A 13,521-nucleotide genomic window follows, 5' to 3' on the forward strand; every position below is an offset into this window, starting at 1 on the left:
AGATCGTCGTCGACGATGAGACTTCGTTTCGGGGTCATGATGGCTCGCTCTTCCGTCCGGGGGCATTCATCTTAGACAAATAAGGCTTATCGCGCAAGGCGCGGCGGGGATCGGCCGATTCGGATTCTGGACGGAGCCCGCGGGCCGGGGTACAATGCGCCCATCCCGCGAAGGAAGGTGTTCTCATGAAGCGACGCGCGGCCGTCCTCATCGGAATCGTTCTCCTGCTTGGCGTGGCACTGGCAGGCCAGGCGCCGAAAGCCCAGGACAAGGAGACTGATCCCCAGGTGCTCCAGAAGCTCCAATGGTTCCAGGACCAGAAGTTCGGGCTGATGATGCACTGGGGCCCCTACAGCCAGTGGGGAGTCGTCGAATCCTGGAGCATCTGCGCCGAGGACGAGCCCTGGTGCCGTCGCTCCCTGCCCGACTACATCGAATACAAGCGCCGCTACGAGGCCCTGCCCAAGACCTTCAACCCGGTCGAGTTCGACCCGGCCGCCTGGGCCAAAGCGGCCAAGGCCGCCGGCATGCGCTATGTCGTCCACACCACCAAGCACCACGACGGATTCTGCATGTTCGATACCAAGCAGACGGATTACCGGATCACCGGGCCCGGCGTGCCGTTCGCCTCGAACCCGCGGGCCAACAACTACTGGGCCCCGGAGTGGGCCACTCCCGACCGCCACGTCAATTACGACACCGCCAAGTACCCCGAACGCTGGAAGAAGTTCAAGGACTTCACTTACGCCCAGATCGAGGAGCTGATGACCGGCTACGGACCGGTCGACATCCTCTGGCTCGACGGCGGCTGGGTTCAGCCCTACCCGGCCATCCCGGCCGCCTACAAGGGCCTGATCAAGCAGCCCGCCAACCAGGACATCGACATGCCCCGCATCGCGGCCATGGCCCGCAGCCACCAGCCCGGGCTCATCGTCGTCGACCGGGCCGTGGGCGGGCGGTACGAGAACTACCGTACGCCGGAGCAGGAGATCCCCGAAAAGCCCCTCCCCTACGTCTGGGAGACCTGCATGACCATGGGCAATTCCTGGTCCTATGTCCCCAACGACAATTACAAGTCGGCCGGCCGGCTCATCCATCTTCTGGTCGACATCGTCTCCAAGGGCGGCAACTTCCTGCTCAACATCGGGCCTGACGCGCAGGGACGTCTGCCGGCCGAATCCCTGAAGCGGTTGGCCGAGATCGGTGATTGGATGAAGACAAACGGCGAAGCCATCTACAAGACGAGGCCGATCGCTCCCTACAAGGAAGCCAAGACCTGTTTCACCAGCCTGGCCGACGGCACGGTCTATGCCGTCTATCTGGCCGACGAGGACGAAGTGCGGCCGCCCGCCTCGATCATGATCTATTCCCGCCAGGCCAAGCCGGGAGTACGGGTCGAGATGCTCGGCGTCCAAGGCGCGCTCCGCTGGGAGGCCGTGGGCAAGGGCATGCTCATCCACCTCCCCCCGGCTGCGGTCGAAAAACCGCCCTGCCGCCACGCCTGGGCCTTCAAGATCGCCGCTAAGTAAGAAGGGGAGCCGGAGATGACAGATACACCCGGGATTGAAACCAAAAAGCGACGCGCCCCAGCCTTCCGAACGGTCTTTGTCGCTACCGTTGCGATCGCTCTGTTCGTCTTGATTCTTGGGAACCTTCCTCCCATGGATGCTCATGACCACGCCCGCGCCGACGGCCTCGCCGCCCCCGACACGCCGAGCGCCTCGCCCGCCGCCGCGAAGGCCGCATGGCTCAAGGGCTATGCCCGGTCGATCTCCGGCGAGACGATCGGCTATCACTCCTCTTATCCGGATGCGACCTCGGCCCTGTTGGTGCGGGCCACGGACGGCCGGATGGCCGTCGAATGGGAGACAGAGCCCGTCCCGGCCGGATTCGACGCCCCCGAAGCGTCTTTCATCTGGCTCTGCGGGCTGGCTTCCGGGAAAGGCGCCCATCGTTTCGACCTGACGGTCGACGGGCGGCCCGGCTTCTCTTTCCGGACGGCAGCGGGGGCCGGCGACAAGGACTGGGATATTCCCGGCCCCGACGGCTTATCGCTTTCCTTCAAGACGACCCTAGTCGACCAGTTCGGCGAGTTGTTCGGCTTCATGACCCTGCGGGTGCAGCGCGCCGCGCTGACGCCGGGCCGGCCGTTTCGGCTCCGCGTCGCGGGCGAAAACGGCGGCAGCCTTGACTGGCACATGGTGTTCCAATACGAGCTGAAGCCCTTCGTCCAGGCCGCGGGCGAACCGGCGGTTCTGGCCAACGGCGGCCATCCGGGCCCTCACACCACCAGCGGAGACCGCGGTGCGAGTGAGGACGAGGTCGGAAACCTCCCTCGTCAACTCATCCGGATCGCGGTCAGTCACATCGCACCTCCCGCAACGGCCGAGCTCAAGATCGACGGCACGCCGGCCAAGTCCGTCCGGCTGGAGACGGGGTACAACACGTTCTACCTTCCGGTCGCCGCCGTCCAAGCGCCGCGCCGGGCCGTCGTCGAAGTCGTGCCCGCGGGCGGCGAGCCGTCGCGGCTTGAGGTCGACCTGCGGCCGGTGACGCCGCGGACATTCTATCTTCTCCCCCACTCCCACACCGACATTGGGTACTCCTCGCACCAGGTCAAGGTCGAGAGCGACCATCAGGCGTACATCGACCAGGCCGTCGAGCTGATCGGCAAGACCGCCGCCTATCCGGAAGGCGCCCGCTTCAAATGGAACAGCGAGGTTCTTTGGGCGGTCGAGACCTGCCTGCGCCGCGCCCCGGCCGAGAAGCGCGCCGCTTTTTTGCGGGCCGTGCGGGAGGGATCGATCGGGCTGCAGGCCCTGCTGGCCAACGAGCTGACCGGGGTCTGCCATCCCGAGGAGCTGATCGAGCTGACCGCGTACGCCCGCCGCCTCAACCGCGAGTTCGGCTTGGCCATCGATACCGCGATGATTTCCGATATTCCCAGCTATTCATGGGGCATCGTCCCCGCGCTGGCTCTGGCCGGCGTCAAGTACCTGTCCTCCGGTCCCAATTACATGCCCGTCAACGCCGACGGCGGCGACCGTATCGGCGGCGCCCTGAAGGCCTGGGGCGACAAGCCGTTTTACTGGATCTCGCCTTCGGGCCGGGAGAAGATCCTGCTATGGATGGCGGGCCACGGATACTCCTGGTTCCACGGCATGAACATGGGCCAGCTGACCGCGGACAAGGGCCAGCCGGTCTTCGATTATTGCCGCGAGCTTGAGGCCAAGGGCTATCCCTATGAGATGGTCCAGGTCCGTTACACCGTCGGCGGCGACAACGGCCCCCCTGATCCGGCTCTGCCCGACGTCGTGCGCCGCTGGAACGAGGCCTTCGTGACCCCGAAGCTGGCCATCGCCACAGCCGGGGAGATGTTCGCGGCCTTCGAGAAACGCTACGGCGCGACCCTCCCCTCGGTCAAGGGTGATTTCACTCCCTATTGGGAGGACGGCGCGGGATCAACGGCCCGAGAATCCGCCCTGAACCGGAGGTCCGTCGTCCGGCTCCTGCAAGCCGAAACGCTCTGGGCCATGCTCGACCCAAAGGGATATCCGGCACCCGCGTTCGATGAGGCTTGGCGCCAAGCCCTGCTCTGGGACGAGCACACTTGGGGCGCCTCCGATTCGGTCAGCGACCCCGAGGGCGAAAACGCCAAGTCGCAGTGGGTTTATAAACAGGCTTTTGCCCTGGAAGCCGACAAGCGCTCGCGCGAGCTTTTGGCCGCGATCATCGGCCGGGACGATAAAAGCGGATCGGCGCAGTTCCGCGTCTTCAACACCTGCTCTTTCGAGCGAACCGGAGCCGTCATCGCCCCGGCCGGTCCCGCCGCCCGGGGCGACCGGGTCGTCGACGAGATGGGGCGGCCGGTCCCCTCGCAACGGCTCAAGGACGGCACCCTGGCGGTCCTGGCCGCGGGAGTCCCGGCCTTCAGCGAAAAAGTCTTCACCATCGGACCGGGCCTGCCGGGGCGCGGCACCGTCGCGACAGCCTCGGGACCGGTGTTGAAGAACGACAGAATGGAAGCGGCTATCGATCCCGTCTCGGGCGCGGTTAAAAGCCTGCGCTGGCTGGAAAAAGGCGGCCTCGAGCTTGTCGACTCCGGCGCGCTCCCCGGCCTCAATTCCTATCATTATGTCCCCGGCCTCGACCCCAAGACCGCGGCGGGCGTTAAAAGCGGCCGGATTTCGGTCGGAGAGACTGGTCCGCTCGTCGCCTCCATTGTTGTGGAGTCCGAAGCACCCGGCTGTCGCGGCCTGCGCCGGGAATACCGGTTGACCGCAGGCTCGAGCCGGCTCGAGATCATCGATCGGCTGGACAAGTCGATGATCCGGACCAAGGAATCGGTCCATCTCGGATTCCCCTTCCGGGTGCCCGGCGGGACTCTACGCTTCGACCTGGGCTGGGGCTGGATCGAACCGGGCCGGGACCAGATCGCCGGCTCCTGCCTGGATTTCTATTGCCCGCAGAACGCAGCCGACATCTCCAACGGCGACTGGGGCGTCACCTGGGTGACCCTCGACGCGCCCCTGGCCGAGCTGGGGCGGATGACCGATGAATCGCGCGGCCCGAAAGGGACAAGGACCTGGCGGACATCCGTCGAGCCCTCCCAGACCGTCTATTCCTACGCCATGAACAACTACTGGCACACCAACTACAAGGCCGACCAGGGGGGGCCGGTCGAGCTGCGCTACGCCATCGAGCCCCACGCCGGAAGCGGACGCGAGATCGCCAAGCGGATCGGGCAGGACGCCGAGCGGCCGCTGATCGTCACGTCCGCGGCCGCGTCGGCCGCGCGCCCGATTCCGGCCCTTTCGAATCCGGACATCGTCGCCACCTCGCTCAAGCCGGTCGACGGCGGCTCGGCTCTGCTTTTACGCGTCTTTAACGCCTCGGACCGGCCGGCCGAAATCCGGCTGCCGCCGCTAGCGGGTTTGCATGTCTTCCGGGCCGATGTCGACGGCGGGCGGGGCGCGGCCCTGGCCGGCCCCCTCCTCCTGGCGGCCCGCGAGATCGTCAGCCTGCGGCTTGAATTCGCCCCGTGATCGGGCTAGAATGATTACAGCAATTTGACAGGTTTTGTAAGTTTAGTGAAGGGAGACAGTCCATGAACACGGTCAAGGATCTGCTGAACGAAAAAAGCTCCACGGTCTGGTCGATATCGCCCAAGGCCAAGGTCTTCGACGCCCTTAAGCTAATGAGTGAGAAGCAGATCGGCGCCTTGATGGTCATGGACGAGAAGGGCGAGACGGCCGGCATCATCACCGAGCGCGACTACGCCCGCAAGATCATCCTGCTGGGCAAGACCTCCAAAGAGACCGCGGTCGAGGAGATCATGACCCCGGTCGATAAGATGTACTACATCAAGCCCGCCAACACCGTCGAGGAGTGCATGGTCCTGATGACGGCCAAGCACGTCCGCCATCTCCCGGTCTGCGACGAAGGCAAGTTCGCCGGGCTGGTCTCGATCGGCGACGTCGTCAAGTCGATCATCTCCGAGAAGGAGACCCTGATCAACCAGCTCAGCGATTACATCGGCGGCAAATACCTGTAGCCCGGAGCGGGGGGGAGGTTTTCATGCGGCTGGCTTGGTTCTTCGTCATTCTGGCCTTGTTGGGCGGGATTGTCCTTGGCCAAGTCCCTCCCGACCAGGTCGTGGAAGTCCGGGTCGCCCAGGGAGACACAGTCGGGGCGATCGCGAAAATGTATCTGGCGAATCCCGCGGATTGGCGCGAGATCGCCCGGATCAATCGTCTCTCGAATCCGGACCGGATCAGCCCGGGCCAGATTCTGATCATCCCCGTTCGTCTGCTCCGGGAGGCTCCGGCCGAAGGCGTCGTCGACTTCCTCAGCGGAACGGCCGAAGTTCAGGCGCCGGGGAGCTCCGTCTGGACGCCGCTCGCGCTGCGGAGCCGGATTTCCGAAGGGAGCCTGGTTCGAACGCGCGAGGCCAGCGTCCTCGAAATCGCCTTTGAAAACGGCGATTCCTGTCTTCTTCGGCCGCAGACGACCCTCGGCCTTTCAACGCTGCGCCGGCAGGGAGGTTCGATCTTCAAACATCTCTTCCTCCAGGCGGGGAAAGTCATCACCCGGATCCGCAAAGCGACAGGAGCGGAATCCCGGACCGAAATCCAAACCCCCTCCGCCCAATGCGCCGCCCGCGGGACCATTTTCCGAACCTCGGCCGGGGCAGACGGCACTTCCCGAGCCGAAGTCTTGGAGGGGACCGTCGTCGTCGAGGCGATGCGGACGCCCATCGACGTGCCCCCCGGCTTCGGAACGGCCGTCCGCAAAGGCGAAGCGCCGCTCCCGCCCAAAGCCCTCCTCCCCGGCCCCCAGCCCGTCGGCTTCGAGACGGTTTACCGAGCTCTGCCGTTCGCCATTCGGTACGACCCGCGACCGGGGGTCGTCGCCTATACCGCAGCCCTGACCAAGGACCGCGAGGGACGGGACGTCGCCGTCGAGGCGACCTTCCAGCCGGGGGACCCTTTCCGCGTCGAATCCGTCCCGGACGGGCTGTACTATCTGCAAGCCCGGGCCATGGACGATTTGGGGCTTGAAGGCCTCCCCGCCGATCCCGTCGAAGTCCATGTCCGGACCCGACCGGGGCCTCCCTCGATCGCGGCCCCCCTTGGAGGGTTCCGCCGGCAAATCGGCGCGTTGCCGCTGACTTGGCCAAAAGAGGAGGGCGCCGAGGGCTATCGAGTCCAAGTCTCGGAGGACCCGGTTTTTGCCAAGATCGTTTCCGAGAGAATCGAGTCCGGTCCGACATCGAGCCTGCCTTGGCCCGCGATGGGGACGTTTTACTTCCGGGCTCGGTCGATGGCGGCCGGCGGCTTCGAGAGCGCCTGGTCTCCCCCGATCACGGTGACGGTCGTTCCGCCGCTGGCCGCGCCCGTCCTGGAGAAACCGCGGATCAAAGGATCCTGGGTCCTTCTCCGTTGGAAAGATCTCGGGGCAGGCAAGCTGTTTCGCTGCCAAGTCGCCGAAGATGCTCGGTTCATGCGACTGATTCACGACTCCTTAGTCTCGGCCGGAAGCCTTGATATCGCGAAGCCATTGGCGGCGGGAATTTATTACGTCCAGATCAAGGCGCTCGACGGCGAGGGTGGGGAAAGCCCCGCCTCGGCCCCGGAAACCTTCAAGATCGGCCGCGGCCTATTGAGCTGGTGTACTCCCTGCATGATTCTCCCCCTGGTTTTGCTCCTGGTCCTCCTCCTCTGATCATGCCGCGGCCACGCCTCCGTCGCGAGTTGGCTGCCGTCCTGGCCGCCTTGAGCCTACTCCTCGTCATCGAGGCCTTGGGTTTTTTCGAGGGATTCGATCGCTCTTTCTATGATCTTTCGTTCCGGCTCCGGGGCGCCATCCCCGGAGACCGCACCATCCTCATCGCCGCCGTCGACGATCGGACTCTGGCCCGGCTCGGGCGATGGCCGATCCGACGCCGCTATTATGCTCAACTGCTCGACGCCGCCGCGGGAGCCCGGGCTGTCGGCCTGGATTTCCTGCTGGCCGAATCCTCCGAGGACGATGGGCTTCTCTCCGCCGCCATCCGACGCCACGGCCGCGTCGTGCTGCCCATCGCCATCACCCCGCGCAACGAGATCTCGCTCCCCTTCTCTCCGCTCGACGGCCTGAGGCATGGCCATGTCCAGATCGAGCCCGGGCCCGATGGGATCGTGCGAAGCGTTTATCATACGCTCCATACCACCGCGGCCATCCTGCCGTCATTCGCCTCCGTTCTTTACGAAATCGCGGCCGCTCGGCCGCTCCGGCGCAGCGCCGTCCCGAACGGCCGCAAGCCCGGGCCGGGGACGATCCGCCAAGAGGATGAATCGGCCATCGACTTTTACGGTCCGCCGGGGACGTTCGAATCCATTTCACTCGTCGACATTCTTGATGGGCTTTACCCGGCCTCGTTTTTCCGGGACAAAATCCTGCTGGCCGGCTTGACCGTGCCGGGTCTCGGGGACCAGCTTATGGTCCCCTTCACCGAAGACAGGAACACGATGTCCGGCGTCGAAATCCACGCCCAGATCCTGAGCAATCTGCTCGACGGCCGGGCCATCCGCCCGGTCGGCCGGATCCTCCGATGGCCTGCTGTGCTGCTGGGCGCCCTCTTGTTTTACCTTCCGCTGCGGCGGAAGTCCGAGGCCGTCTCGGTTCTTTTTTTGGCCGCGGCCCTGGCTGGGATGGCCGTCGCTTCGTACGGCCTTTTCGCCAAGCTCGAAACTTGGGTTCGCCCGGTCCTGTTCGGGTTCGCCGCCGTGGCCGCGTTCGGGCTGGCCTATTTCTTCCGGCTCGACGAAGCCGCGCGCCGCTTGGACGCCAAATCCAGAACTCTTGTCGCGCGCCTAAGCGGAGCCGCAGCGGGGACTGCGGAATCGCCGGTCGTAAAGGCCGGATTGGCCGGTTTTCTCTCAACCCAAGGGCTGAACGCAAAGATCGCGCGCCTGCTTGCGGCCGAGGATCGATATGAATCCGGCCTCGAAGAAACCGTCCGCGACCGGACCCGGGATCTGCAGGAAGCCCTCTCCGTCATCAATAAAATGTCGAACGAGATGATCCTCCGGCTGGCCCGGGCCGTCGAGTCCAGGGAGTCGGGAACCGGCGAGCATATCACCCGGATCGGACTTTATGTGGAACGGCTGGCTCGCCGCCTCAAGCAGACTCCGGAAGAGGTTGAGAGGCTGACGTTCGCCAGCTTCATGCACGATTTGGGCAAGATCGGCATCCCCGATCGGATCCTCCTCAAACAGGGGCCGCTGACGACGGAGGAATATGCCGTCATGAAGGAGCACACCCGCATCGGCGAGCGCATCCTGGCCAAGTCGGACCATCCCAAGATCCAGCTGTCGGGCGTCATCGCCCTCCATCACCACGAAAAATGGAACGGCCAAGGCTATCCCCAAGGACTGCGGGGCGAGGAAATCCCCTTTGAAGCCAGAATCGTGGCCATCTGCGATCAGTATGACTCCCTCAGGAGCCCCCGCCCGTACAAACCCGGCTTCGACCATGTGACGGCGGTCCGGATCATCCTGGAGGGGGACGGCCGCACCCGGCCCGGGGACTTCGATCCCGAGGTCGCGAGGGCGTTCTCGGACCTGTCGCCGGAATTCGAGAGCATCTACGATGCGCACCCCTCGCATTGAGCGAGGCCGGGAGCTCTATTTTGCCCTTTACACTCTGAGCCCTCCTTGACCGTCGCCCCGAAAAAAACTATGGTTATCCTCATCTTGGCGCCCATCTGGAGGAGACCCATGATCCACCCCCGTCGCAAGGCCTGGACTCTCGCCCTGGCCGTCCTCATCGTCGTTTCCGCCGCCTATCCGCAGCGGATCCATGAAGCCTACACGAAGAAGATCCGCGAGTTCACAACCGAAAAGGCCTTCCTGACGAAATACGTCGACTACCTGCCGGCCTCGTCGTCCGGCGTCCCCTCCCCGCTCGAGGTCCTCGGGCACATCGTCGGGGCGCCTAACGTCCTGAGCTATTCGCAAGACGTCTATAAGTACTTCGACGCCCTGGACAAGGCTTCGCCCCGGGTCAAGGTCTTCCGGCTCGGCAAGACCGAGGAGGGCCGGGACTGGATCGTGGCCGCGATCGGCGACGAAGCCTCCATTCGCGACCTGGACCGTTACAAAGACATGACCGCCCGCCTGGCCGACCCCCGCAAGACAAACGAGGCGGAGGCTGCCGCGATCATCAAAAAAGCCAAGCCCTTTTATTGGGCCACCGGGGGGATGCATTCCTCCGAGACCGGATCGGTCGAGATGCTCATGGAGCTGGCCTACCGGCTGGCCGTGGACGAGACGCCGTTCATCCGGACCATCCGGGACAACGCCATCGTCCTGATCACGCCGATCCTCGAGGTCGACGGCCGCGACAAGTACGTCGACGTGGCCATGGCCCCCCGCAAGGATCCCAAGACAAACATCACCAGTCGCCTGTTATGGTGGGGCAAATATATCGGCCACGACGACAACCGCGACAACATCGGTCTGGGCCTGGTCCTGTCCCGCAATATCATGGCCGCGGCCCTGGACTATCATCCCCAGGTCATGCACGACCTGCACGAGTCGGCCTCCCACCTCTACATCTCCACCGGCTCCGGCCCCTACAACGCCTGGCTCGACCCGATCGTCATCGACGAATGGCAGATGATGGCCTTCCACGAGGTCGACGCCATGACCCGCGAAGGCGTGCCCGGCGTCTGGACCTTCGCCTACTACGACGGCTGGGCCCCCAACTACGCCTTCTACGCCGCCAACGGCCACAACGCCATCGGCCGCTTTTACGAGACCCAGGGTGCCGGCGACGGCTCGACCCGGATCGTCTCGAACTCGACCGATCGGGCCTGGTACAAGCCCAACCCGCCGCTGGCTCAAGTCGTCTGGTCCATCCGCAACAACGTCAACCTCCAGCAAAGCGCCCTGCTCGTCGGGATCAACAACGTAGCCGCGAACCGGGTCCGCTTTCTTGAAAACTTCTACCTCAAGAGCAAGCGCTCGATCGCCAAAGCCAGGGCCGAAGGCCCGGCCGCCTATCTTTTCCCCGCCAATGATCCCCGAGTCGGCCTGCAGGCCCGCCTGCTGCGGCTGCTGCAGGCCCAGGGCGTGGAGATCCACAAGGCCGAAAAAGCTTTCAAAACCGGCGACATCGAATATCCCGCGGGATCCTATGTCGTCCGCATGGACCAGCCCTACTCGCGCATGGCCGATATGCTCCTCGACAAGCAGTTCTTTAACACTTCCGACGCCCGCCCCTACGACGACGTCGGCTGGCAGCTCGGCCCGTTGTTCAACGTCAAAGTCGTCCGGCTGACCGACGTCGCGGTCCTGGCGGCGCCGATGAGCCTGGTCAAGCGACCGGCCCAGGCGCCGGGCGGCTTGATCAAACCGACGCCGGGCGCTCCGGCGGCGGCCTATCTCATCAATCACAACGGTGACAACGGGCTGGCTTCGTTCCGGTTCAAAGCCAAGGACCTTCGGATCCACGCGGCCGAAAAGGCTTTCGAAGCCGAGGGCCGGAAGTTCAACCTCGGCAGCTTCATCGTCAAGCCGGCCGAGAACGGGCCTGGCCTGGAGGCCGCCCTGGACGCGGCCGGCAAGGAATTCGGGCTGACCGTGATCGGCGCCGCGGCGGCGCCCGCCGTGCCGACGCACGAGATGATCGTGCCGCGGATCGCCCTGATGCACACCTGGCAGAACACCCAGAACGAGGGCTGGGTCCGGATCGCCTTGGACGAGCTGGGCATCCCTTACGACTACGTCTCGGTTCACGCCGTCCGCGACAACGCCCGGCTGCGGGACAAGTACGATGTCATCCTCTTCGGCCCCTCCTCCGGTGACGCCATGAGCATCGTCAACGGCAATCTCGGGGACAAGCCGACGGCTTGGAAGAAGACGGCCGTCACCCCCAACATCGGTACCGAAGACTCGACGGAGGACATCCGCGGCGGCGTCGAGCTCGAGGGAGTCCTGCACCTGCGCGACTTCATCAAGGACGGCGGGCTGTTCATCACCCTGACCAACAGCTCCATCCTGCCCATCCATTTCGGGTTCGCGCCCGGCATCGCCGTCCGAACGACGCCCAACCTGATCGCCGGAGGCTCCGTGTTCAAGGCCGACGTCGCCGACAAGGCCAGTCCGATCGTCTACGGCTACGACGACTCGCTGGGCGTCTACTTCAGCCAGTCGCCGGTCTTCGGCTTCGGCTCGGGCGGCTTCGGCGGCCGCGGGGGCATGACCGCCTCAGGCCGGCCGTCGGGACGAGGCAGCCAGAGCGACCCCGATATCCCGCAGGGCCGACCGCGCGACCTGGGCCAGAAGGCCGTCGAGGACTTCCGCAAGGCCAACCCGACGCCGCCGGCGGATCCGCGCATGGTGACGTCTTCGGCCCCGCGCCCGCGGACCATCCTGCAATTCGCCCGTACCGCCGACCTCCTGATCGCCGGCGGACTGGCCGGAGGCGACGAACTGGCCGGGACACCCGCGCTTATCGACTCGACGATCGGGGCGGGCCACGCCGTCCTGTTCGCCTTCAACCCGATGTGGCGGCACGAAACGCACGGCTCCTTCGCCCTGGTTACGAATGCCATGCTGAACTGGAAGAATCTGGCGCCGCCGCCGGCGGCGGCGGTTTCGCCGTCCTCACCGCCCGCAAAATAGACCTCGAACGGGAATCTTCGACCCCGGGCAGCCGTCTCGACGGATCCCGGAACGGACCGACGATCGCCAAGGAGGGCCCGATGAATGAACGCAACCTCAAAGCCTACGGATACCGCTGGGTGGTCCTTCTGGCTTTCGTCCTGCTGGGGGCTATGACCCAAGTCCTGTGGATCTCCTTCGCCCCGATCACCAGCGAGGCGGCCAAGTTCTACGGCCGCTCCGACCTGATGATCGGGCTGCTGTCGATGGTTTTCATGGCGGTCTACATCCTGATCGTCATCCCCTCGGCCTGGGCCATCGATACCCTCGGCTTCAAGACCGCCGTCGGCATCGGGGCGGTCGCGACCGGCGGCTTCGGGCTGGCCCGGGGCCTGTTTGCCTCCAACTTCACGATGGTCTTCATCTGCCAGATCGGCCTGGCCTTCGGCCAGCCGTTCGTTCTGGGAGCCATCACCACCCTGGCCGCACGCTGGTTTCCGGCCAAAGAGCGGGCCACGGCGGCCGGCCTGGGCACGCTGGCCCTTTACCTCGGCCCCCTGGCCGCCATGTTCCTGACTCCGATGCTACTCGTCCGGGTGGGCATGGTCCGGATGTTGACGATCTACGGCATCGCGGCCGCCGTTTCGGCCGTCCTCTTCCTCCTGCTGGCCCGCGACCGCCCACCGACGCCGGTCGGCCGGGAGGAGCGGGCCCTGATGTTCGACGGCCTGCGCTCGATGATGAAGCGGCGGGATTTCCTGTTCCTCCTGGGCATCTTCTTCATCGGCCTGGGGCTGTTCAACTGCGTCTCGACCTGGATCGAGGATATCGTCCGCCCCCGCGGCTTCAGCATCGCCCAGGCGGGCCGGGTCGGCGGCCTGATGCTCATCGGCGGCATCCTCGGCGCCGTGATCATGCCCCTTCTCTCAGATAAGTTTCGCCGACGCAAGCCGTTCATCATCCTGGCCGTGGCCGGCCTCCTGCCGGGCCTTCTCGGCCTGACCTTCGCCGCGGATATCCGGCTGCTGATGCTGTCCGGGTTTTTCGTCGGCTTCTTCCTCTTGAGTGCCGGGCCGATCGGCTTCCAATACGCGGCCGAGATCACCCACCCGGCGCCCGAAGGAACTTCGAACAGCCTGCTCCTTGTCTCCGGCCAAATCTCGGGCATCATCTTCATCCTGGCCATGGATGCCCTCAAGAACAAGGCCACCGGCTCGATGACGACCTCGCTCCTCGGGCTGGCCGGCCTGGTTGCGGGCGCCATCCTGCTGGCGCTGTTCCTGCCGGAATCGCCCGTCTGCCGGGAGGCCCAAAAGATCGACCCCCTGGGCTGATCGCCGGGCCGCCCGAAACGGGGCTTGAATAATGAATC

Annotated in this window: 7 protein-coding genes; all 7 read left to right on the forward strand. The window is 65.1% G+C overall.

All coding sequences use genetic code 11. The annotated features are described in order from the left end of the window. Positions 1-185: 185 nt before the first annotated feature. The 7 genes from NTZ26_08300 (at position 186) to NTZ26_08330 (ending at position 13,483) form a co-directional block, all read left to right on the forward strand. The gene (locus tag NTZ26_08300; protein MCX6560503.1) at positions 186-1,529 is read left to right on the forward strand and encodes an alpha-L-fucosidase; all 1,344 of its coding nucleotides are present in this window, start codon (positions 186-188) and stop codon (positions 1,527-1,529) included. Positions 1,530-1,661: 132 nt separating this feature from the next. Beyond that, complete coding sequence (locus NTZ26_08305) at positions 1,662-5,045, forward strand: hypothetical protein (GenBank protein ID MCX6560504.1); 3,384 nt, start codon at positions 1,662-1,664, stop codon at positions 5,043-5,045. A 62-nt stretch (positions 5,046-5,107) separates the two neighbouring features. After that, on the forward strand, positions 5,108-5,554 hold the full coding sequence (locus tag NTZ26_08310; protein ID MCX6560505.1) for a CBS domain-containing protein: 447 nt from the start codon (positions 5,108-5,110) through the stop codon (positions 5,552-5,554). Positions 5,555-5,577: 23 nt separating this feature from the next. Further along, entirely contained in the window at positions 5,578-7,224 is a 1,647-nt protein-coding gene (locus tag NTZ26_08315) for a FecR domain-containing protein (GenBank protein MCX6560506.1), read from the forward strand. A 2-nt stretch (positions 7,225-7,226) separates the two neighbouring features. Then, a complete protein-coding gene (locus NTZ26_08320; protein ID MCX6560507.1) occupies positions 7,227-9,152 on the forward strand; it encodes a CHASE2 domain-containing protein in 1,926 nt (641 codons plus the stop codon). A gap of 108 nt (positions 9,153-9,260) precedes the next feature. Continuing rightward, on the forward strand, positions 9,261-12,170 hold the full coding sequence (locus NTZ26_08325) for a M14 family zinc carboxypeptidase (protein ID MCX6560508.1): 2,910 nt from the start codon (positions 9,261-9,263) through the stop codon (positions 12,168-12,170). Between the two features lie 80 nt (positions 12,171-12,250). Next, the gene (locus tag NTZ26_08330) at positions 12,251-13,483 is read left to right on the forward strand and encodes an MFS transporter (protein MCX6560509.1); all 1,233 of its coding nucleotides are present in this window, start codon (positions 12,251-12,253) and stop codon (positions 13,481-13,483) included. Positions 13,484-13,521: the final 38 nt, after the last annotated feature.

The organism is Candidatus Aminicenantes bacterium (assembly GCA_026393855.1).
Lineage (GTDB): Bacteria > Acidobacteriota > Aminicenantia > Aminicenantales > UBA4085 > UBA4085.

Bases quoted from the DNA above. Each gene is read 5' to 3' on its own strand.
- NTZ26_08300 (MCX6560503.1), top strand. From the start codon at position 186: ATGAAGCGACGCGCGGCCGTCCTCATCGGAATCGTTCTCCTGCTTGGC.
- NTZ26_08305 (MCX6560504.1), top strand. From the start codon at position 1,662: ATGGATGCTCATGACCACGCCCGCGCCGACGGCCTCGCCGCCCCCGAC.
- NTZ26_08310 (MCX6560505.1), top strand. From the start codon at position 5,108: ATGAACACGGTCAAGGATCTGCTGAACGAAAAAAGCTCCACGGTCTGG.
- NTZ26_08315 (MCX6560506.1), top strand. From the start codon at position 5,578: ATGCGGCTGGCTTGGTTCTTCGTCATTCTGGCCTTGTTGGGCGGGATT.
- NTZ26_08320 (MCX6560507.1), top strand. From the start codon at position 7,227: ATGCCGCGGCCACGCCTCCGTCGCGAGTTGGCTGCCGTCCTGGCCGCC.
- NTZ26_08325 (MCX6560508.1), top strand. From the start codon at position 9,261: ATGATCCACCCCCGTCGCAAGGCCTGGACTCTCGCCCTGGCCGTCCTC.
- NTZ26_08330 (MCX6560509.1), top strand. From the start codon at position 12,251: ATGAATGAACGCAACCTCAAAGCCTACGGATACCGCTGGGTGGTCCTT.